This window comes from Pluralibacter gergoviae ATCC 33028 = NBRC 105706, assembly GCF_001598855.1.
GTDB classification, from domain to species: Bacteria; Pseudomonadota; Gammaproteobacteria; order Enterobacterales; family Enterobacteriaceae; genus Pluralibacter; species Pluralibacter gergoviae.
Genome location: NZ_BCZS01000033.1, coordinates 1 through 21332, shown reverse-complemented (window position 1 = coordinate 21332; position 21332 = coordinate 1). Strand labels below are relative to the sequence as shown.

The 21332-nt window shown below is 58.8% G+C and carries 18 protein-coding genes, 2 tRNA genes and 1 rRNA gene; 6 read left to right on the top strand and 15 right to left on the bottom strand.

Going from position 1 to position 21332, the window contains the following annotated elements:
• Positions 1–9: 9 nt before the first annotated feature.
• The 3 genes from wecA to trxA form a co-directional block, all read right to left on the bottom strand.
• Complete coding sequence (wecA, locus tag ENGE1_RS22100; protein WP_048254811.1) at positions 10–1104, bottom strand: UDP-N-acetylglucosamine--undecaprenyl-phosphate N-acetylglucosaminephosphotransferase; 1095 nt, start codon at positions 1102–1104, stop codon at positions 10–12.
• Between the two features lie 240 nt (positions 1105–1344).
• Positions 1345–2604 carry a transcription termination factor Rho gene (gene rho / locus ENGE1_RS22095; RefSeq protein WP_002437993.1) on the bottom strand — a complete coding sequence of 420 codons (1260 nt, stop codon included), beginning with the start codon at positions 2602–2604 and terminating at the stop codon, positions 1345–1347.
• Between the two features lie 326 nt (positions 2605–2930).
• Positions 2931–3260: a thioredoxin TrxA gene (gene trxA, locus ENGE1_RS22090; RefSeq protein ID WP_043081559.1), complete on the bottom strand. Its 330-nt coding sequence runs from the start codon at positions 3258–3260 to the stop codon at positions 2931–2933.
• Positions 3261–3410: 150 nt separating this feature from the next.
• On the opposite strand from trxA, the gene rhlB reads away from it, so the two are divergent.
• Both rhlB and gppA read left to right on the top strand, forming a co-directional pair.
• Complete coding sequence (rhlB, locus tag ENGE1_RS22085; protein WP_048254809.1) at positions 3411–4682, top strand: ATP-dependent RNA helicase RhlB; 1272 nt, start codon at positions 3411–3413, stop codon at positions 4680–4682.
• A gap of 7 nt (positions 4683–4689) precedes the next feature.
• The gene (gene gppA / locus ENGE1_RS22080; RefSeq protein ID WP_048254862.1) at positions 4690–6177 is read left to right on the top strand and encodes a guanosine-5'-triphosphate,3'-diphosphate diphosphatase; all 1488 of its coding nucleotides are present in this window, start codon (positions 4690–4692) and stop codon (positions 6175–6177) included.
• 3 nt (positions 6178–6180) lie between these two features.
• Here the strand turns inward: gppA and rep are convergent, their stop codons facing one another.
• Entirely contained in the window at positions 6181–8205 is a 2025-nt protein-coding gene (rep, locus tag ENGE1_RS22075; protein WP_048254808.1) for a DNA helicase Rep, read from the bottom strand.
• An 83-nt stretch (positions 8206–8288) separates the two neighbouring features.
• On the opposite strand from rep, the gene ppiC reads away from it, so the two are divergent.
• On the top strand, positions 8289–8570 hold the full coding sequence (gene ppiC / locus ENGE1_RS22070) for a peptidylprolyl isomerase PpiC (RefSeq protein ID WP_043081555.1): 282 nt from the start codon (positions 8289–8291) through the stop codon (positions 8568–8570).
• 49 nt (positions 8571–8619) lie between these two features.
• Here the strand turns inward: ppiC and ilvC are convergent, their stop codons facing one another.
• The gene (gene ilvC / locus ENGE1_RS22065; protein ID WP_043081553.1) at positions 8620–10095 is read right to left on the bottom strand and encodes a ketol-acid reductoisomerase; all 1476 of its coding nucleotides are present in this window, start codon (positions 10093–10095) and stop codon (positions 8620–8622) included.
• 151 nt (positions 10096–10246) lie between these two features.
• Here ilvC and ilvY point away from each other — a divergent pair, with 151 nt between their 5' ends.
• A complete protein-coding gene (gene ilvY / locus ENGE1_RS22060) occupies positions 10247–11137 on the top strand; it encodes an HTH-type transcriptional activator IlvY (RefSeq protein WP_048254806.1) in 891 nt (296 codons plus the stop codon).
• Here ilvY and ilvA read toward each other — a convergent pair.
• The 6 genes from ilvA to ilvL all read right to left on the bottom strand — a co-directional run bounded on the left by ilvA (position 11134) and on the right by ilvL (position 17683).
• Positions 11134–12678 carry a threonine ammonia-lyase, biosynthetic gene (ilvA, locus tag ENGE1_RS22055; RefSeq protein ID WP_086500628.1) on the bottom strand — a complete coding sequence of 515 codons (1545 nt, stop codon included), beginning with the start codon at positions 12676–12678 and terminating at the stop codon, positions 11134–11136. The two genes, ilvY and ilvA, sit on opposite strands and share 4 nt — an antisense overlap.
• Positions 12679–12680: 2 nt before the next feature.
• On the bottom strand, positions 12681–14531 hold the full coding sequence (gene ilvD / locus ENGE1_RS22050) for a dihydroxy-acid dehydratase (RefSeq protein WP_048254804.1): 1851 nt from the start codon (positions 14529–14531) through the stop codon (positions 12681–12683).
• 60 nt (positions 14532–14591) lie between these two features.
• Positions 14592–15521 (bottom strand): branched-chain amino acid transaminase, encoded by a 930-nt coding sequence (locus tag ENGE1_RS22045; RefSeq protein WP_043081549.1) that lies wholly within the window; start codon positions 15519–15521, stop codon positions 14592–14594.
• 17 nt (positions 15522–15538) lie between these two features.
• Entirely contained in the window at positions 15539–15802 is a 264-nt protein-coding gene (gene ilvM, locus ENGE1_RS22040) for an acetolactate synthase 2 small subunit (protein ID WP_043081548.1), read from the bottom strand.
• The gene (gene ilvG, locus ENGE1_RS22035) at positions 15799–17445 is read right to left on the bottom strand and encodes an acetolactate synthase 2 catalytic subunit (RefSeq protein WP_048254802.1); all 1647 of its coding nucleotides are present in this window, start codon (positions 17443–17445) and stop codon (positions 15799–15801) included. Before ilvG ends, ilvM begins: the two co-directional genes overlap by 4 nt.
• Positions 17446–17584: 139 nt before the next feature.
• Positions 17585–17683 (bottom strand): ilv operon leader peptide, encoded by a 99-nt coding sequence (gene ilvL, locus ENGE1_RS27285; RefSeq protein ID WP_001311244.1) that lies wholly within the window; start codon positions 17681–17683, stop codon positions 17585–17587.
• Positions 17684–17998: 315 nt separating this feature from the next.
• On the opposite strand from ilvL, the gene ENGE1_RS22030 reads away from it, so the two are divergent.
• A complete protein-coding gene (locus ENGE1_RS22030) occupies positions 17999–19519 on the top strand; it encodes a YifB family Mg chelatase-like AAA ATPase (RefSeq protein WP_048254801.1) in 1521 nt (506 codons plus the stop codon).
• Between the two features lie 24 nt (positions 19520–19543).
• Here the strand turns inward: ENGE1_RS22030 and ENGE1_RS22025 are convergent, their stop codons facing one another.
• The gene (locus ENGE1_RS22025) at positions 19544–19882 is read right to left on the bottom strand and encodes a MaoP family protein (RefSeq protein WP_043081544.1); all 339 of its coding nucleotides are present in this window, start codon (positions 19880–19882) and stop codon (positions 19544–19546) included.
• A 118-nt stretch (positions 19883–20000) separates the two neighbouring features.
• On the opposite strand from ENGE1_RS22025, the gene hdfR reads away from it, so the two are divergent.
• Complete coding sequence (hdfR, locus tag ENGE1_RS22020) at positions 20001–20822, top strand: HTH-type transcriptional regulator HdfR (RefSeq protein ID WP_043081543.1); 822 nt, start codon at positions 20001–20003, stop codon at positions 20820–20822.
• A gap of 76 nt (positions 20823–20898) precedes the next feature.
• Here hdfR and ENGE1_RS22015 read toward each other — a convergent pair.
• The 3 genes from ENGE1_RS22015 to rrf all read right to left on the bottom strand — a co-directional run bounded on the left by ENGE1_RS22015 (position 20899) and on the right by rrf (position 21272).
• Positions 20899–20974, bottom strand: a tRNA-Trp gene (locus ENGE1_RS22015).
• Positions 20975–20982: 8 nt separating this feature from the next.
• Positions 20983–21059 (bottom strand) — tRNA-Asp (locus ENGE1_RS22010).
• Between the two features lie 97 nt (positions 21060–21156).
• A 5S ribosomal RNA gene (rrf, locus tag ENGE1_RS22005) occupies positions 21157–21272 on the bottom strand.
• Between the last annotated feature and the right edge of the window lie 60 nt (positions 21273–21332).

Here is a 21332-nt window from a genome sequence, read left to right as displayed (position 1 = left end):
GTGTTTGAGTTATGTGGGCGACCGATCGCTATTGCGGCGCATGCGTCTCTTCACGCGCTTGATAAAGCGCGCCACTTTCCAGGCACGTTTAATGCAGTAACCGTACAGGAAAAAGGCCATACCAAATAACACCAGCATTCCCCATTCAGGAAGAATATGTGTGTATTCACCCAGAACGCCGATACCTGCCAACAGGGCCGCAGACAGAGTGATGAGCATAAAGGCTTGTCGGGAAGTAAAACCGGCGCGCATGATCAGATGGTGGATATGCTGGCGGTCAGGAGAGAAGGGGCTCATTCCTTTGCGCAGGCGACGGTACATGATGGCAACCATGTCCATTAGCGGAATAGCAATCAGCCACAGGGCAGTAACCGGGCTAATAGGGTGTGTCTTACCCTGAGTAGTCTCCATCAGGATCCAGATGACAGTGAAGCCTATCAAGGTACTACCCGCATCGCCCATAAAAACTTTATAGCGCCGCCCCAGAAAGCCGAGGTTAAGCATAATGTATGGGATAATGGCAGCGATCATCGCAAAACACCACATCGCCAGGCTGGTCTGACCGTCAAAGAGCAAAATAATGCCGATAGCCGCGAATGAAACACACGAGAGTCCACCGAGCAGGCCGTCGATGCCGTCAACCATGTTAAAAGCGTTAATCGCAGCCCATACTGCAAACAGCGTCAGAAAATAGCCGAATGGGCCGAGAACAAGTTCCCAGGAGCCAAAAATATAGCCCAGGCTACTCAGATAAAGCCCGCCAAACACCATCATCACTACGCCGATGAGCGCCTGAACGGTAGCGCGAAACTTCACGCTAATATCAAACCTGTCGTCGAGAGCCCCGACCAGGACTAGGACTCCTGCACACGAGAGGTAAAGGCTAGCGTGGGGAATATAGTATCTGGCTATCGCAAATGAAAAGCACAGCCCCGCATAAACTGAGATACCTCCCACAAGTGGGATCAGTCCTTGATGGCGCTTGCGGTAATTAGGCTTATCCACCAGCCCAATGCGTTTTGCTACCTTACGCGCGATAAAGAGAAACAGGGTTGTGAATAGAAAAATACTGATTAAATCAGTACCGGCGGTCAGTAAATTCACAGTAGGTACTCTCTGGAAAATTGTTAGCGAAAGTATACTCACGATAGTCAGTATTCAGAAGAGGAAGAAAACTGAGATTTCGGGAAGTTGCCTGTATTTTGAACAGATACTTATCAATTAAAGTCCTTCTGCGAAGGATAACGACGCTAAGCATTCTGGACATACATTTGCAGCGCCTGTTTTGACCTTAAACAAAAACAAAAACGCCACGCAGCGCGTGGCGTTCAGAGAGGCGGATGCTTACGAACGCTTCATCATGTCGAAGAAGTCGTCGTTAGTTTTGGTCATCGCCAGCTTATTGATGAGGAACTCCATCGCGTCGATTTCACCCATCGGATGGATGATTTTACGCAGGATCCACATCTTCTGCAGCTCTTCCTGAGTGGTAAGCAGCTCTTCTTTACGGGTACCGGAGCGGTTGTAGTCGATAGCCGGGAAGACGCGTTTTTCAGCAATCTTACGGGAGAGGTGCAGCTCCATGTTACCGGTGCCTTTAAACTCTTCGTAGATAACTTCGTCCATCTTCGAACCGGTGTCGATCAGCGCGGTCGCGATGATGGTCAGGCTGCCGCCCTCCTCCACGTTACGGGCCGCACCGAAGAAGCGCTTCGGACGGTGCAGGGCGTTAGCGTCCACACCACCGGTCAGCACTTTACCAGAGGCAGGTACCACGGTGTTGTAGGCGCGCGCCAGGCGGGTAATAGAGTCGAGGAGGATGATCACGTCTTTCTTGTGCTCAACCAGGCGCTTGGCCTTCTCAATCACCATTTCGGCCACCTGAACGTGGCGTGAGGCTGGTTCATCAAAGGTAGAAGCGACAACTTCACCTTTAACCAGACGCTGCATCTCGGTCACTTCTTCCGGACGTTCGTCGATAAGCAGCACCATCAGCACACAGTCCGGGTGATTGTAGGCGATGCTCTGCGCAATGTTCTGCAGCAGCATGGTTTTACCCGCTTTCGGCGGCGCCACAATCAGACCACGCTGGCCGCGACCGATCGGCGAAGCCAGATCCAGTACACGTGCGGTTAAGTCTTCGGTAGAGCCGTTACCGCGCTCCATGCGCAGGCGAGAGTTGGCGTGCAGCGGCGTCAGGTTCTCGAACAGGATCTTGTTGCGCGCATTTTCAGGCTTGTCGTAGTTAACTTCGTTAACTTTCAACAGTGCAAAATAACGCTCGCCCTCTTTCGGCGGACGAATCTTACCTGAAATGGTGTCACCAGTACGGAGGTTGAAGCGGCGGATTTGGCTGGGAGATACGTAGATGTCGTCGGGACCGGCGAGGTAGGAGCTGTCTGCGGAGCGGAGGAAACCAAATCCATCCTGCAGAATCTCCAGCACACCGTCGCCAAAGATATCTTCGCCACTCTTCGCATGCTGCTTCAGGATGGCAAAAATGATGTCCTGCTTGCGCATGCGGGCGAGGTTCTCAAGCCCCATATTTTCGCCGAGAGTAATCAGCTCAGAAACCGGCGTATTCTTTAATTCGGTAAGATTCATAGTGATGTGAGGGGTAAATCTCGAACGTAATTGTGAATGGTATGGCAGGAACATCCATGCCTGTTTACGGCTTCCCACTCATGTCTGTACGCGGCCTGGTCAAGGTAAGAGCGCAGAACTGGAACGACGAGACGGAAAAGTAGTAAGCCTGGAATCTTTCGGCTTCACGCGTAGGTAATAAAAAGGTACGGGAAGCGTTGGCTAAATCAGATTCAAACTACATAAGGTATGTTTAAAACGAAGTCAATGTTAACTTAGCACGACTTCAGGCAAGCGTCCAGCGGTCCATTCATTTTAAGAGCACCGGACGTTGCCATCGGCGCTAATCAGGCGAGGTTAGCGTCCAGGAACTCTTTCAGCTGGCCTTTAGACAGGGCGCCAACTTTGGTCGCTACCACTTCGCCGTTCTTAAACAGCAGCAGCGTCGGGATACCGCGAATGCCGTATTTCGGCGCAGTGCCCGGGTTCTGATCGATATTCAGTTTCGCGATGGTCAGCTTGCCTTGATACTCGGTAGCGACTTCATCCAGAATCGGGGCGATCATTTTGCACGGACCACACCACTCTGCCCAGAAATCGACGAGGATCAGCCCGTCAGCCTTGAGTACGTCCGTGTCAAAACTGTCGTCAGTCAGGTGAATAATTTTATCGCTCATATATAACTCCGCAGGAATAAGCCTGATGCGTTGGTGTAGCATTAATCGGCAAACAAAGCCATATTGATCTTGCTTTAGCCAACTTAGGTTGACGTTATTTCACCGGATACGCTTTCTTAATGCAATAGTAAGCTGATATTCTACCACACTATGAGCAAAACACATTTAACAGAACAGAAGTTTTCCGACTTCGCCCTGCACCCAAAAGTCGTAGAATCCCTTGAAAGTAAAGGGTTTCACAATTGCACGCCCATTCAGGCTTTAGCGCTCCCGCTGACCCTGGCAGGCCGTGACGTCGCAGGTCAGGCGCAAACCGGTACCGGCAAAACGATGGCGTTTCTGACGTCAGCGTTCCATTATCTTCTCTCTCATCCGGCGGCAGAAGGCCGTCAGGTGAACCAACCCCGGGCGCTGATCATGGCCCCGACGCGCGAACTGGCGGTGCAGATCCACGCCGACGCCGAGCCGCTGGCAAAGGCCACCGGCCTTAAGCTCGGTCTCGCCTACGGCGGCGACGGCTATGATAAGCAGCTGAAAGTGCTGGAAAGCGGCGTTGATATTCTGATCGGCACCACCGGCCGCCTCATTGATTACACCAAGCAGAACTACATTAACCTCGGCGCTATCCAGGTTGTCGTGCTCGACGAAGCCGATCGCATGTACGATCTTGGCTTCATTAAAGATATTCGCTGGCTGTTCCGCCGGATGCCGCAGGCCAATCAGCGCCTGAACATGCTCTTCTCCGCAACGCTCTCTTACCGCGTGCGTGAACTGGCGTTTGAGCAGATGAACAACGCCGAATACGTTGAAGTGGAGCCGGAGCAGAAAACCGGGCACCGCATTAAGGAGGAGCTCTTCTATCCTTCCAACGAAGAGAAGATGCGCCTGCTGCAGACCCTGATTGAAGAAGAGTGGCCGGATCGCGCCATTATTTTCGCCAACACCAAGCACCGCTGCGAAGATATCTGGGGCCATCTGGCCGCCGACGGTCACCGCGTGGGCCTGCTGACCGGCGACGTGCCGCAGAAAAAACGCCTGCGGATCCTTGAGGATTTCACTCAGGGCAATCTCGATATTCTGGTGGCTACCGACGTTGCGGCCCGCGGCCTGCACATTCCGGCCGTGACCCACGTCTTTAACTACGATCTGCCCGACGACTGCGAGGACTACGTTCACCGCATCGGCCGTACCGGTCGCGCCGGCGCCAGCGGCCACTCTATCAGTCTCGCCTGTGAAGAGTATGCCCTGAATCTGCCGGCCATTGAGACCTACATCGGCCACTCCGTTCCGGTCAGTAAGTACAATCCGGATGCGCTGATGAAGGATTTGCCGAAGGCGCTGCGCCTGACGCGGCCTCGTCCGGGCAATGGTCCGCGCCGCTCGGGTGGCGGTGCGCCGCGTAACCGTCGTCGCTCAGGTTAATCGCACTATGCTCAGCTCCGCCTCTTCGCTGTACGCCGCTATCGATCTCGGTTCCAACAGTTTCCATATGCTGGTTGTGCGCGAAGTGGCGGGGAGTATCCAGACCGTGGCGCGCATTAAGCGCAAAGTCCGGCTTGCCGCCGGACTCAACGACGATAACAGCCTCTCTGAGGAGGCCATGGAGCGCGGCTGGCAGTGCCTGCGCCTGTTTGCCGAGCGCCTGCAGGACATTCCCCACGCGCAGACGCGCGCCGTCGCTACCGCCACGCTGCGCATCGCCACCAATGCCGATGTCTTTATCGCCAAAGCCGAAGAGATCCTCGGCTGTCCCGTACAGGTGATCAGCGGTGAAGAGGAGGCGCGCCTGATTTATCAGGGTGTCGCCCACACCACCGGCGGCGACGATCGCCGCCTGGTGGTCGATATCGGCGGCGCCAGCACCGAACTGGTGACCGGGACCGGCGCGCAGACCACCTCGCTGAACAGCCTGTCGATGGGCTGCGTCACCTGGCTTGAACGCTACTTCTCTGACCGCAATCTTGACCAGGCCCACTTCGATGCCGCAGAGCAGGCCGCGCGCGATGTACTGCGCCCGGCGGCCGACGAACTTCGCCGCCACGGCTGGAAGGTCTGCGTCGGCGCCTCGGGCACGGTGCAGGCGCTGCAGGAGATCATGATGGCGCAGGGGATGGATGAACGTATCACCCTCGACAAGCTGCTGCAGCTGCGCCAGCGCGCTATCCAGTGCGGGCGCCTGGAAGAGCTGGAAATAGAGGGCCTGACCCTTGAGCGGGCGCTGGTTTTCCCCAGCGGCCTGGCGATCCTGCTGGCTATCTTTAATGAACTGAACATCAGCTACATGACGCTGGCGGGCGGCGCCCTGCGCGAAGGTCTGATTTACGGCATGCTGCATCTGACCGTTGATGAGGATATCCGCAGCCGCACGCTGCGCAATATTCAGCGCCGCTTTATGGTCGACACCGAGCAGGCGCACCGGGTTACGCAGCTGGCGTCGTGGTTTGCCGATCGGCTGGCGGATAGCTGGGAGTTCGACCCGCTCAGCCGCGAGCTGCTGCTGAGCGCCTGCGAACTGCATGAAATCGGCCTCAGCGTCGATTTTAAGCGCGCGCCGCAGCACGCGGCCTATCTGGTGCAGAATCTGGCGATGCCGGGCTTTACCCCGGCGCAAAAGCAGCTGCTGGCGACGCTTTTGCTGAATCAGACCAACGCCGTCGATCTGCCCGCCCTGCATCAGCAGAATGCCGTCCCGCCGCAGCTGGCGGACCGGCTCTGCCGACTGCTGCGGCTGGCAATCCTGTTCGCCACCCGCCGCCGGGACGATATCGTGCCGGCGATTGCCGTCGCGGCCGAAGGCGAAGCGCTGACCCTGACGCTGCCGGAAGGCTGGCTGGCGTCGCATCCGCTGGGTGCGGAGCTGGTGCTGCAGGAGAGCCAGTGGCAGAGCTACGTCCACTGGCCGCTGGTTATCAAGTAGTCCCTACGCCTTACCTTTTGCCTTCGCCAGCATCTCTTTGATGCTGGCCACGTTCGCCTGCCCTTTATGCATCCGCTCTTCTGCTGAAATAACCTTGCGCGCCTGCTCCCAGACCAGATCGTCCTGCGGCAGCTCCAGCAGGAAGCGGCTCGGCTCCGGGCGCACCAGCTCGCCGTACTGCCGGCGCTCTTTGCACAGGGTGAAGGTCAGCTCTTTCTGCGCGCGGGTGATACCGACGTAGGCCAGCCGACGCTCTTCATCAACGTTATCCTCGTCGATGCTGCTCTGGTGCGGCAGCAGCCCCTCTTCCATCCCCACCAGGTAAACGTAGGGGAACTCCAGCCCTTTCGAGGCGTGGAGGGTCATCAGCTGCACCTGATCCAGCTCTTCGTCGCTTTCGCCGCGCTCCATCATGTCGCGCAGGGTAAAGCGGGTCACCACCTGGGTCAGGGTCATCGGCTCCTCAAGATCGGAGCCCTCCAGCATCTCGGTCATCCAGCCGAAGAGGGTATTGACGTTCTTCATCCGCATCTCGGCGGCCTTCGGGCTCGGCGAGGTTTCAAACAGCCAGGACTCATAGTCGATGCCGTGGATCAGATCGCGCACCGCCGCAATCGGCTCGCGCTCGGCCAGGCGCTGCACTTCCGCCAGCCAGTGGGTAAAGCGGGTCAGCGCCTCATAGCCGCGCCCGCTCAGGGTCTGGGTCAGGCCCATATCAAAGCTGGCGGCAAACATGCCTTTGCTCCGGCTCGTGGCCCACTCGCCCAGCTTCTGCAGCGTCGCCGGGCCGATTTCGCGCTTCGGCGTGTTGACGATGCGCAGGAAGGCGCTGTCGTCATCCGGATTGGTCAGCACCCGCAGGTAGGCCAGCAGATCCTTGATCTCCGGGCGCGAAAAGAACGAGGTGCCGCCGGAGATGCGGTACGGAATGCGGTTCTGCATCAGCAGCTTTTCAAACACCCGCGACTGGTGGTTACCGCGATAAAGAATGGCGTAGTCTTTGTACTGCGTCTTGTTAATGAAGTGGTGGGCGATCAGCTCGCCGGCCACCCGCTCCGCCTCGTGCTCTTCGTGGTTGGCGCTCAGTACCTTCAGCTCAGCGCCGTAGCCCAGCTCGGAGAACAGCTTCTTCTCGAAGACGTGCGGGTTGTTGGCAATCAGGATATTTGCCGCCTTCAGGATACGCCCGGAGGAGCGGTAATTCTGCTCCAGCTTAATCACCTGCAGCGCCGGGAAGTCCTGGCTCAGCAGCACCAGATTCTGGGGACGGGCGCCGCGCCAGGAGTAGATCGACTGATCGTCGTCACCCACCACGGTAAAGCGGGCCCTGGCGCCCACCAGCAGCTTCACCAGCTCGTACTGGCTGGTGTTGGTATCCTGATACTCATCCACCAGCAGATAGCGAATTTTATTCTGCCAGCGCTCGCGCACCTCTTCGTTGCGCTGCAGCAGCAGCGTCGGCAGCAGGATCAGATCGTCGAAATCGAGGACGTTGCACGCCTTCATGTGCGCGTCGTACAGGCCGTAGCAGTGGGCGAAGATCCGATCCCGCTCACCTTTTGCCTGGACAGCGGCCTGCGCCGGCGTCAGCAGATCGTTTTTCCAGTTGGAGATCGTCGAGATCAGCTGCTGGAACAGCACCTTGTCGTCTTCGATCAGCCCTTCCGTCAGCTCTTTCAGCAGCGCAGTCTGGTCGGTGTCGTCAAACAGCGAGAAGTTGGACTTCATCCCCAGGGCGGCAAACTCGCGCTTGATAATTTCCAGCCCCAGGGTGTGGAAAGTAGAGATCATCAGCCCGCGCGCCTCTTTGCGCCCCAGCGTCTGCGCCACGCGCTCCTTCATTTCCCGTGCCGCCTTATTGGTAAAGGTCACCGCCGCAATATGGCGGGCCTGATAGCCGCAGTGGTGGATCAGGTGGGCGATTTTGTTGGTGATCACGCGCGTTTTGCCGGAGCCCGCGCCCGCCAGCACCAGGCAGGGTCCGGTGACGAATTCGACGGCTTGCTGTTGTCCGGGGTTTAAACGCATAGGGTCACTCAATGAAAGAAAGGAGGGAAGAAACAGAGCGTGGTAGTATAGCGAGCCTGAACCACACCACTCAAGGCACGATCATGGCAAAAACAGCAGCAGCACTGCATATCCTTGTTAAAGAAGAGAAACTGGCTCTGGATCTTCTGGAGCAGCTCAAAAACGGCGCCGACTTTGGCAAGCTGGCGAAGAAGCACTCCATCTGCCCGTCGGGCAAGCGCGGCGGCGATCTGGGCGAGTTCCGCCAGGGCCAGATGGTTCCGGCATTCGATAAAGTGGTCTTCTCCTGCCCGGAGCTGGAGCCGGTGGGCCCGCTGCACACCCAGTTTGGCTACCACGTCATCAAAGTGCTGTACCGCAAATAATAAAAAAGCCCGGCAGGTTTGCAGCCTGCCGGGCCTTAGCAATCAGGGCTTAACCCGCAACTGCAATACGCTTCATATCGGTCATGTAGCCGCGCAGCTTCTTACCTACCTGCTCAATCGCATGGCCGCGGATCGCTTCGTTGACGTCGCGCAGTTGGGCGTTATCCACCGCGCCTTCGGCGATAGCTTTACCCAGGTCGCCCGGCTGCAGCGTGGTCATAAACTCCTTCAGCAGCGGTACGCAGGCGTAGGAGAAGAGGTAGTTTCCGTACTCGGCGGTATCGGAGATAACCACGTTCATCTCGTACAGGCGCTTACGGGCAATGGTGTTCGCAATCAGCGGCAGCTCGTGCAGCGACTCGTAGTAAGCTGACTCTTCGATGATGCCGGAGTCCACCATGGTTTCGAACGCCAGCTCAACGCCCGCTTTCACCATCGCGATCATCAGCACGCCGTTGTCAAAGTACTCCTGCTCGCCAATCTTGCCTTCCTGCTGCGGCGCAGTTTCAAACGCGGTTTTACCGGTCTCTTCGCGCCAGGTCAGCAGCTTTTTATCGTCATTGGCCCAGTCGGCCATCATACCGGAGGAGAACGCGCCGGAGATGATGTCATCCATGTGCTTCTGGAACAGCGGCGCCATAATCTCTTTCAGCTGTTCAGAGAGCGCGTAAGCGCGCAGTTTCGCCGGGTTGGAGAGGCGGTCCATCATCAGAGTGATGCCGCCCTGCTTCAGAGCTTCGGTGATGGTTTCCCAGCCGTACTGGATCAGTTTTTCGGCATAAGCCGGCTCCGCGCCGTCCTGCACCAGCTTGTCGAAGCAGAGCAGAGAACCGGCCTGCAGCATACCGCAGAGGATAGTCTGCTCGCCCATCAGGTCAGACTTCACTTCCGCAACGAAAGAGGACTCCAGTACGCCCGCGCGGTGGCCGCCGGTGGCCGCCGCCCAGGCTTTGGCGATGGCCATGCCTTCGCCTTTCGGATCGTTTTCCGGATGAACGGCGATCAGGGTCGGTACGCCGAAACCGCGCTTGTACTCTTCGCGCACTTCGGTGCCCGGACACTTCGGCGCCACCATTACTACGGTGATGTCTTTACGGATCTGCTCGCCCACTTCAACGATGTTAAAGCCGTGGGAGTAGCCGAGCGCCGCGCCGTCTTTCATCAGCGGCTGTACGGCGCGCACCACGTCAGAGTGCTGCTTGTCCGGCGTCAGGTTGACCACCAGGTCCGCCTGCGGGATCAGCTCTTCGTAAGTCCCGACCTTAAAGCCGTTGTCGGTCGCTTTACGCCAGGAGGCGCGCTTCTCGGCAATCGCCTCTTTACGCAGGGCGTAGGCGATATCCAGCCCGGAATCACGCATGTTCAGGCCCTGGTTGAGACCCTGAGCGCCGCAGCCGACGATGACCACTTTTTTACCCTGCAGGAAGCTTGCGCCGTCGGCGAATTCGTCACGCGCCATAAAGCGGCATTTGCCCAGCTGCGCCAGCTGCTGGCGCAGGTTCAGTGTATTGAAGTAGTTAGCCATGGTGATTCCTCGTGATGTTGTGTTGCTTATTATTTGTTTCGCCGTTTGACGACAATGTACCCACATTACAACAGGAAATTCATTGCGGAAATTGATATATTCACAACATAACGTTGCAACATATGCAACATAAACAGCCAGGAGAAAAGCGGTGGATATACGCGACCTGAAGATGTTCCTCCATCTGGCGGAAAGCCGCCACTTTGGCCGCAGCGCGCGGGCCATGCACGTCAGTCCCTCCACGCTCTCCCGGCAGATCCAGCGCCTGGAGGAGGACCTCGGCCAGCCGCTGTTCGTGCGCGACAACCGCACGGTGACCCTGACCGAAGCGGGCGAAGAGCTGCGCACCTTCGCCCAGCAGACGCTGCTGCAGTATCAGCAGCTGCGCCACGCCATTGACCAGAAGGGGCCTTCGCTCTCCGGCGAACTGCATCTGTTCTGTTCGGTCACGGCGGCCTACAGCCACCTGCCGCCGATCCTCGACCGCTTCCGCGCCGCGCATCCCTCGGTCGAGATCAAGCTCTCAACCGGCGATGCCGCCGACGCGATGGAGAAAGTGGTAACCGGCGAAGCCGATCTGGCCATTGCCGGCAAGCCGGAGACGCTGCCCGGCGCCGTGGCTTTTTCCATGCTGGAGAATCTGGCGGTGGTGCTGATTGCGCCGGCCCTGCCCTGTCCGGTGCGCAGCCAGGTGAGCCAGGAGAAGCCGGACTGGGCCACGGTGCCGTTTATTCTGCCGGATCAGGGGCCGGTGCGGCGGCGCATCGAACTGTGGTTTCGCCGCCACAAGTTAAGCAATCCGTCAATTTACGCGACCGTGGGCGGCCATGAGGCGATGGTGTCGATGGTGGCGCTGGGCTGCGGCGTGGCGCTGATCCCGGAAATCGTACTGGAGAACAGCCCGGAGCCGGTGCGCAACAGGGTGATGATCCTGGAGCGCAGCGATGAGAAAACGCCGTTTGAGCTCGGCGTCTGCGTACAAAAAAAGCGGCTGCATGAGCCGCTGATTGATGCGTTCTGGCACCTTCTGCCGGGCAACTAGCCCGCCAGAAAGAAGCGGAAGGCCGGATTGCCGGTTTCGTCGTGGCAGTCGTAGCCCAGCTCGTTGAGCCGGGTTTCAAAATCCGGCTCGTGATCGCCCAGCTCAAAGGCCGCCAGCACTCGCCCGTAGTCGGTACCGTGACTGCGGTAGTGGAACAGGGAGATGTTCCAGTGGGTGCCCAGCGTGTAGAGGAACTTGAGCAGCGCCCCCGGCGATTCGGGAAACTCAAAGCTGTAGAGACGCTCCTGCAGCGGCTTCGACGGGCGGCCGCCCACCATGTAGCGCACGTGCAGCTTAGCCATCTCGTCATCCGACAGATCCACTACGCCATAGCCGCCGTCGCGCAGCTGGCTGAGGATCTCCTGGCGCTCCTCCAGGCCGCGGCTCAGGCGAACGCCGACGAAGATGCAGGCGTTTTTCGCATCGGCAAAGCGATAGTTAAACTCCGTCACCGCCCGGCCGCCCAGCAGCTGGCAAAACTTGAGGAAGCTGCCCTGCTCTTCCGGGATGGTCACCGCCAGCAGGGCCTCGCGCTGCTCGCCCAGCTCGCAGCGCTCGGACACGTAGCGCAGGCCGTGGAAGTTGACGTTCGCCCCCGACAGTACGTGCGCCAGCCGCTCGCCGCGAATGTTGTGCTGGGCGATATACTTCTTCATCCCGGCCAGCGCCAGCGCGCCAGACGGCTCCGCGATGGCGCGGACGTCTTCAAACAGATCCTTCATCGCCGCGCAGATGGCGTCGCTGTCCACCGTGACCACATCGTCCAGGCAGGACTGGCACAGGCGGAAGGTTTCATCGCCGATGCGCTTCACCGCCACACCCTCGGCAAACAGCCCGACGCGCGGCAGATCCACCGGATGCCCCGCCTCCAGCGCGGCCTTCAGGCAGGCGGAATCTTCGCTCTCCACGCCGATGACCTTAATCTGCGGCATCAGCTGTTTGATAAGTACCGCCACGCCGGCCGCCAGGCCGCCGCCGCCCACCGGCACGAAGACCCGGTCGATGTGCGCATCCTGGCGCAGCAGCTCAAGGGCCAGCGTGCCCTGTCCGGCGATAACCATCGGATGATCGAACGGCGGCACCCAGGTGAAGCCCTGCTGCTGCGACAGTTCAATCGCCTTCGCCTTCGCCTCATCAAAATTGGCGCCGTGCAGCAGCACCTCGCCGCCGAAGCCGCGCACCGCGTCGACCTTGATGTCGGCGGTAGCCACCGGCATCACGATCAGTGCCTTGATGCCGAGCCGGGCGGACGAGAACGCCACGCCCTGGGCGTGGTTACCCGCCGAGGCAGTGATTACGCCGTGGGCCTTCTGCTCCTCCGTCAGGCCGGCCATCATCGCGTAGGCGCCGCGCAGCTTGAAGCTGTGCACCGGCTGCCGGTCTTCGCGCTTGACCAGAATGACGTTATCAAGACGCGAGGAGAGTTTGTCCATCTTCTGCAGCGGCGTGACCTGGACGGCCTCGTACACCGGCGCGCGCAGCACCGCCCGAAGGTATTCCGCGCCCTCCGGCGCGGCTGACAGCGTTTGGGGCTCGGACATCATTAGCCCCCAAGTTTTGATTTATCCCGCACGGCGCCCTTATCGGCGCTGGTGGCGAGACTGGCGTAGGCGCGAAGCGCGAACGAGACCTGACGCTGGCGGTCGCGCGGCGTCCAGGCTTTATCGCCCCGGGCCTCCTGCGCTTCCCGACGTGCCGCCAGCTCCCGGTCGTCGATCTGCAGCTGGATGCTGCGACGCGGAATGTCGATGGCGATGGTATCACCGTCTTCAATCAGCCCGATGTTGCCGCCGGCTGCGGCCTCTGGCGAAACGTGGCCGATAGAGAGACCGGAAGTGCCGCCGGAGAAGCGTCCATCAGTGATCAGCGCGCAGGCTTTGCCCAGCCCCATCGACTTCAGGAAGCTGGTCGGATAGAGCATTTCCTGCATTCCCGGTCCGCCTTTCGGCCCTTCGTAGCGGATCACCACCACGTCACCGGCCACCACTTTTCCGCCCAGAATCGCCTCAACGGCATCATCCTGGCTCTCATAAACCTTTGCGGAGCCGGTAAACGTCAGGTTGCTGTCGTCGACTCCCGCCGTTTTAACGATACAGCCGTTCTCCGCGAAGTTGCCGTACAGCACCGCCAGCCCGCCGTCCTTGCTGTAGGCGTGCTCCAGCGAGCGGATGCAGCCTTCGGCGCGGTCGTCGTCCAGCGAGTCCCAGCGGCAGTTCTGCGAGAAGGCCTTCGTCGTGCGAATCCCCGCCGGGCCCGCGCGGAACATGCTTTTCACCGCCGGATCGTCGGTCACCATCACGTCATAACGCTTGAGCGTTTCCGGCAGCGTTAAGCCGAGGACGTTTTTCACCTCGCGATTAATAAGTCCGGCGCGATCCAGCTCGCCGAGGATCCCGAGTACGCCGCCCGCGCGGTGGACGTCTTCCATATGGTATTTCTGGGTGCTCGGCGCCACTTTGCACAGCTGCGGCACTTTGCGGGAAAGCCGGTCGATATCGCTCATGGTGAAGTCGATTTCCGCTTCCTGCGCGGCGGCCAGCAGGTGCAGAACGGTGTTGGTAGAACCGCCCATGGCGATATCCAGCGTCATCGCATTCTCGAAGGCGGCCTTGCTGGCGATATTACGCGGCAGGGCCGAATCGTCGTCCTGTTCATAGTAGCGCTTAGTCAGCGCCACGATGCGCTTGCCGGCGTTGATAAACAGATCCTTACGGTCCGCGTGGGTCGCCAGCAGCGAGCCGTTGCCCGGCTGCGACAGGCCCAGCGCTTCGGTCAAACAGTTCATCGAGTTGGCGGTGAACATCCCGGAGCAGGAGCCGCAGGTCGGACAGGCGGAGCGCTCCACCTGATTACTCTGATCGTCGGACACTTTAGGGTCGGCGCCCTGGATCATCGCGTCCACCAGGTCGAGCTTGATTATCTGGTCGGAAAGCTTGGTTTTACCGGCCTCCATCGGGCCCCCGGAAACGAAAATTACCGGAATATTGAGGCGCAGGGAGGCCATCAACATCCCGGGAGTGATTTTGTCGCAGTTGGAGATACACACCATCGCGTCCGCACAGTGGGCGTTGACCATGTACTCTACCGAGTCGGCGATGAGCTCGCGCGACGGCAGTGAATAGAGCATACCCCCGTGTCCCATCGCGATGCCGTCATCCACCGCAATGGTATTAAACTCTTTCGCCACGCCGCCTGCGGCTTCAATTTGCTCGGCAACCAGTTTACCGAGGTCGCGCAGGTGCACGTGGCCCGGCACGAACTGGGTAAAGGAGTTGACCACGGCGATAATCGGCTTTCCGAAATCCGCGTCGGTCATTCCCGTTGCGCGCCACAGCGCGCGGGCACCCGCCATATTGCGCCCGTGGGTGGTGGTGGCGGAACGATACTTAGGCATGCTCTGTTTACTCCCGTCTGACTTATCAATGGGGCGGTGCGTGCCGCCCCTGATTTATGCTTATGCGTTAACCTGATCCAACCAGCCCCATTTATCCTCGGTTTCACCGGTGAAGAGGCCAAAGAATGCTTGCTGAATGCGCTTAGTGACCGGACCGCAGCGGCCTTCGCCGACCTGAATACCGTCTACGCTGCGTACCGGCGTAATTTCTGCCGCCGTGCCGGACATAAACACTTCATCGGCCAGGTAGAGGGATTCGCGGGACAGGACCTGCTCGCGAACCTCGATACCGAGATCTTTCGCCAGCTTGATGATCGCATCACGGGTGATGCCCGGCAGCGCGGAAGAGGTGAACGGCGGCGTGAAGATAACGCCGTCTTTCACTTCAAACAGGTTTTCGCCGGCGCCTTCGGAGATATAGCCGTTCACGTCAAGGGCGATACCCTCCTGATAGCCGTGGCGGCGCGCTTCGCTGCCGACCAGCAGGGAGGAGAGGTAGTTACCGCCCGCTTTGGCCGCGGTCGGAATGGTGTTCGGCGCGGCGCGGTTCCAGGAGGAGACCATCGCATCGATGCCCTGCTCCAGCGCTTCAGCGCCCAGGTAGGCGCCCCACGGGAAGGCGGCGATAATGACATCGGTGCTGTAACCGTCCGGCGGGTTGACGCCCATGCCGACGTCGCCGACGAAGACCAGCGGGCGGATATAGGCGCTGGTCAGGCTATTTTTACGGATCACTTCCCGACAGGCTTCCATCAGCTCATCGACGCTCTGAGAGACCGGAAAACGGTAGATTTTGGCTGAGTCATGCAGACGCTGCATATGTTCGCGGTGACGGAACACCACCGGGCCTTTGTGAGAGTCGTAGCAGCGGATACCTTCGAAAACCGAAGTTCCGTAGTGCAGGGCGTGGGACATGACGTGAACTTTCGCTTCACCCCATGGAACCATCTCACCGTTGAACCAGATGTAATCAGCTTTTTTGGTCGTCATTTTTCTTCCTTTTGCGCTCAGGCGCGGATTTGTTGTGATGATGTTGTTCGCTGCTGGATCTCGACGCGCGCGACGTCAACCAGCTTAGTCAGCTGGCTAAACAGTAATTCGACGGGACGTGGACTGGCAACGGTCAATTCAATATTTATGTTTTGCGCATCTGCCGCGGCTTCCATGTTCATGGCGCAGATTTGGAAACCGCGGTGGCGTACGACTCGCAGCACGCGCTCCAGCGTTTCGGGATTAAAGCGGGCCTGCACGGCGACCTGATGTTGCATCATGATAATTTCTCCAGCATTTCTGCATTACTGGCACCGGGCGGCACCAGCGGCCAGACGTTCTCAAGTTCATCAATTGAGACATGAAGCAGGTACGGCCCCTTGCTGTTCAACATGGCGTCAAGCGCCGCTTCAACCTGGTCTTTACGGGTGATGTGCTGGCCAGGAATGCCGAAGGCGCTGGCCAGCGTAAGGAAATCGGGATTATCGGTAAGGGTTGTTTCGCTGTAGCGCTCCTCGAAAAAGAGCTGCTGCCACTGGCGAACCATCCCCAGGCGCTGGTTATCCAGCAGAACAATCTTCAGCGGCAGCTGTTTACGCTTCACGGTGCCCAGCTCCTGCACGTTCATCATGAAAGAGCCGTCACCGGAGATACAGATAACCGTGTCGTCCGGGCGAGCCACCTGCGCACCCACGGCGGCCGGTAAGCCAAAGCCCATCGTGCCTAATCCGCTGGAGGTAATGAAGTTTTCCGGACGCGTATAGTCCATATGCTGGGCAGACCACATCTGATGCTGCCCTACATCGGTAGTCACGACGGCATCGGCAGGTTTTCTCTCCGACAGCTGGCGGAGCAGCAGCGGCGCGTAGATGGCGTCGCCGGGATGATCGTAGCGCCAGGCGTGTTCCCGGCGCAGATCGGCTGCGTACTGCCGCCAGGGGTCGATCTCCAGCGGCTGCTGCAGCGCAGGTAATAATGCGTTCAGGTCGCCCTGCAGGCCAACGTGGGCCAGGCGCAGCTTGTTCAGCTCTGCCGGATCGATATCCAGGTGAATCACCTTCGCATGCGGGGCAAAGGTGTTCAGCTTGCCGGTCACCCGGTCATCAAAGCGGGCCCCGACGGCGATCAGCAGATCGCACTGCTGCACCGCCAGATTGGCCGCCTTCGTACCGTGCATACCGAGCATCGCCAGATAGTACGGATACTCGGCCGCCACCGCACCCAGCCCTTTCAGCGTGCAGGTCACCGGCATTTGCGTCACGCTGACAAACTCGCGCAGCGCCGGGACGGCCTGCGCCATGCCGACGCCGCCGCCCACGTACAGTACGGGCTTTTGCGCCCCGGCAATCATCTGCCGGGCCTGAGCGATCTCCGCCTGCGGGAGAGCCTCGTCGGCGCTGACCGTGGAGAACCAGGGTTCGAAACTGGCGCTGGCCACCTGAATATCCTTGGGAATATCGACCAGCACGGGGCCGGGACGGCCTGAGTTTGCCACCTCAAAAGCTTCCGCCAGGATGCGCGGCAGCGCCTCTGAAGACTGCACCAGAAAGCTGTGTTTGGTGCAGGCCAGTGACAAACCGAGAACGTCCACTTCCTGGAAGGCATCGGTGCCGATGAACGGTGAAGCGACCTGCCCGGTAATGGCGACGACCGGCACCGAGTCCAGCAGCGCGTCCGCAAGACCGGTGATCAGATTGGTGGCACCCGGACCGGAGGTCGCCATGCAGACGCCGGTTTTGCCGGTAGCGCGGGCATAGCCAATCGCCGCCATCGCCGCGCCCTGCTCGTGGCGGCAAAGCAGATGCTCCACGCCGCCGTCGTACAGCGCATCGTAAATCGGCATAATCGCGCCGCCCGGATAGCCGAATACGGTATCGACTCCCTGTGCCCGCAACGCATGTACTACCCACTGTGCCCCATTCATAGTTAATTTCCCGTCACATTTCCGGAGAAACAGAATTTTATGCTGATATTAAGCTTCTGCCGCTCACTGATATTTTAAGGCCATAAAAAAACCCCCGGACCTTGCGGTGCGGGGGTCTTAGTTCGTTAAGGCTTGATTTTTAAGCCTTTCCTCGTCCAAGTGCAGCCCCGCACGGTGGGATAATAATCACCACCACGCTAATCACGACTAGGCTAATCACTCGTAGAAGGGCTGTCATTTTGTCTTTTCTTGCATCTTGTTCGAAGGAATACCTAAAGAGGTACCACAGACATCACAATCAATACAAGATTTTTTTATAACGCGAGCGCGCCAGCGATTAACAATATTTATGTAATCACCTGTTAAACATAACAAAATTGTCTTTTGTCTCTTTCAGGAAGCGCCTATGAAAATTAACTTATGCGAACGCGCATCCAAATGCAGCGTAATTTCATGAACATAAGCTAAAAACCGGGGATCTTCGCCGTAAAACAGGGATTACGTTCTGGCATGTTCGCCGTCTGCAATTTACAGTGCCGCCCAGGAGGACGGTATGTCACTGGCAATAGTTTACACGCGCGCCGCGCTCGGCGTGAATGCGCCCCCGATAACCGTTGAGGTTCATATCAGCAGCGGTCTTCCCGGACTGACGCTGGTCGGCCTGCCGGAAACGGCGGTGAAGGAGTCCCGGGATCGGGTGCGCAGCGCCATCATCACCAGCGGGTACGAGTTTCCGGCAAAAAAGATAACTATCAATCTCGCCCCGGCCGACCTGCCGAAAGAGGGAGGACGATACGATCTGCCCATCGCCATCGCGCTTCTGGCGGCTTCTGAGCAGCTTAAGACCGGCAATCTGTCCCAGTACGAGCTGATAGGCGAACTGGCGCTTACGGGCGCACTACGCGGCGTCAGCGGTGCGATTTCGGGTGCCGTAGAGGCCATTGCCGCCGGGCGGCGGATCATCCTGCCGGCGGAGAACGGGCCGGAGGCCGGGCTGCTGGACGATGCCCGCTGCTATGTTGCCGCCCATCTGCAGGAGGTGTGCGCTTTTCTGGAGGGAAAGGCCGGGCTTGATAACCCCGTAGCGCTGCTGCCGGATGTTCGCGACGGCGAGGCCTGCCTCAGTGAGGTTATCGGGCAGCAGCAGGGGAAGCGCGCGCTGGAGATAACCGCGGCGGGCGGACATAACGTGCTGCTGATCGGCCCTCCGGGCACCGGGAAGACCATGCTTGCCGCCCGCCTGCCCGGGATACTTCCGCCGCTCAGCAACGAAGAAGCGCTGCAGAGCGCCGCCATCATGAGCCTGCTCAGCGCAAGCCGCGTTCAGCAGCAGTGGCGAAAGCGCCCGTTCCGCTCTCCTCACCACAGCGCATCGCTGGCCGCGATGGTCGGCGGCGGCTCAATTCCCTTGCCCGGCGAGATCTCACTGGCCCACAACGGTATTCTGTTCCTCGATGAGCTACCCGAATTCGAGCGCCGCGTGCTTGACGCGCTGCGGGAGCCGATTGAGTCCGGCAAGGTACATATTTCACGAACCCGGGCAAAGATCACTTACCCGGCGCGCTTTCAGCTGATTGCGGCCATGAACCCCAGCCCGACGGGACACTATCAGGGACAGCACAATCGCTGTTCGCCGGAACAGACAATGCGCTACCTCGCACGGTTGTCCGGCCCTTTTCTCGACCGTTTCGATCTCTCGCTGGAGATCCCGCTGCCCCCGGCAGGGCTACTGAGCCAGCCGCGGACGGAAGGCGAGCGCAGCGCCGAGGTGAAAAAGCGGGTCATCGCGGCCCGGGACAGGCAGATGGCGCGCCAGGGCAGGCTCAATGCCCTGCTTGGCAGCAGCCAGATTAGCGAATACTGCGCGCTGCGTAACGAAGACGCCGTCTGGCTTGAAGAGACGCTGGTCAGACTGGGATTGTCGATCAGGGCGTGGCAGCGGCTGCTGAAGGTATCGCGCACCATTGCCGATCTGGCGGGAGTGGAGCAGATTACGCGGGCACATCTTCAGGAGGCCCTGGGCTATCGCGCCGTCGAACGGCTTCTCGCCCATCTGCAGAAAATGATCGCATAAAAAAGGGGCTTTCGCCCCTTTTCTTCAATCATCGCTCTCGGTGTAGTCTTCAGCACCATCCGCCTGCGGCTTACCGCCTGACAGCGTGTGAAAACGCTTCGGGCGCTTGATGCGCGACATATATTTGGACCACACGCGTTCGATTTCAGTGATCGGCTCGCGTTCGCCGCGGCACACGGCCACGAACTGTTTTTCATCGTCGGTCACAGGTTCACGCTTGCCGAGATCCAGCTCATTAAACGCGTAACCGTGACGCTCCAGCAATTGGGCCTCTTTGATGGTGAAATCACCATGGCGAGAGAACCCGCGTGGATAATGTTTATTGTCAAAAAAACGATTAGTTGTCGTAAAGCTTTCCGCCATCCTGCACGCTCCTGATTCTTTGGCTGAGCTATTTATGGCGCGGAGTATTAGTTACGCTTGACAGAGTGTAAAACAAAAGATTTAAATCAATACGACAAATAAAATTGTGGAGACAGCTGTGGATACGGAATTGTTAAAAACTTTCCTCGAAGTGAGTAAAACGCGCCACTTCGGACGTGCCGCAGAAGCGCTCTATCTGACGCAGTCGGCGGTCAGCTTTCGTATTCGTCAGCTTGAAAACCAGCTCGGCGTGAATCTGTTTACCCGCCATCGCAATAATATTCGCCTGACGCCGGCGGGAGAGAAGCTCCTGCCTTATGCCGAGACGCTAATGAGCACCTGGCAGGCGGCCCGTAAAGAGGTGGCGAATACCTCCCGGCATAATGAATTCACCATCGGCGCCAGCGCCTCGCTCTGGGAGTGTATGCTCAATGACTGGCTGGGCCGCCTGTATCGGCAGCAGCCTGCGCTGCAGTTTGAGGCACGAATTGCACAGCGCCAGTCGCTGGTAAAACAGCTGCACGAGCGCCAGCTCGATCTGCTGATCACCACTGAAGCACCTAAAATGGACGAGTTCAGCAGCCAGCTGCTGGGGAATTTTACCCTGGGGCTGTATTGCGACGGGCCGTCCAGGCTCAAGTCCGACATGAACTATCTGCGTCTTGAGTGGGGCCCTGATTTTCATCAGCACGAAGCCGGCCTTATCGCCCCGGACGATATCCCGCTGCTGACGACAAGCTCCGCACAGCTCGCCAGACAGCAGCTGGGTGCGCTGAATGGATACGCCTGGCTGCCGTCAGCGTGGGCGAAGGCGCAGGGCAATCTGCATACCGTCGCTGACAGCACGACGCTCTCCCGTCCCCTGTATGCCATATGGCTGCAAAATAGCGACAAGCAGGCGCAAATCAAGGAGATCCTGAAGACGAGCATTCTGACATGAGGTGAGCCAGCCCGGTGGGCGGGCGCTTTATGAAAGGCAAAAAAAATCCTTAGCGTTAGCTAAGGATTTTCATATCTGGCAGGGGCGGAGAGACTCGAACTCCCAACACCCGGTTTTGGAGACCGGTGCTCTACCAATTGAACTACGCCCCTAAATAGGGTGGCGGAACGGACGGGACTCGAACCCGCGACCCCCTGCGTGACAGGCAGGTATTCTAACCGACTGAACTACCGCTCCACCGAATTTTTCTACAACCACCGGCTGTCACCCCGGCTTTACTGCTTATACTGTCGAACCACTTACGACGATATCGCAAATGCGTTCTTAAATTGATGCCTGGCAGTTCCCTACTCTCACATGGGGAGACCCCACACTACCATCGGCGCTACGGCGTTTCACTTCTGAGTTCGGCATGGGGTCAGGTGGGACCACCGCGCTGTTGCCGCCAGGCAAATTCTGTTACCAACGTCGAAATCTTCCACGTCAGTTAATCTGTATCAAAGCTGAAAA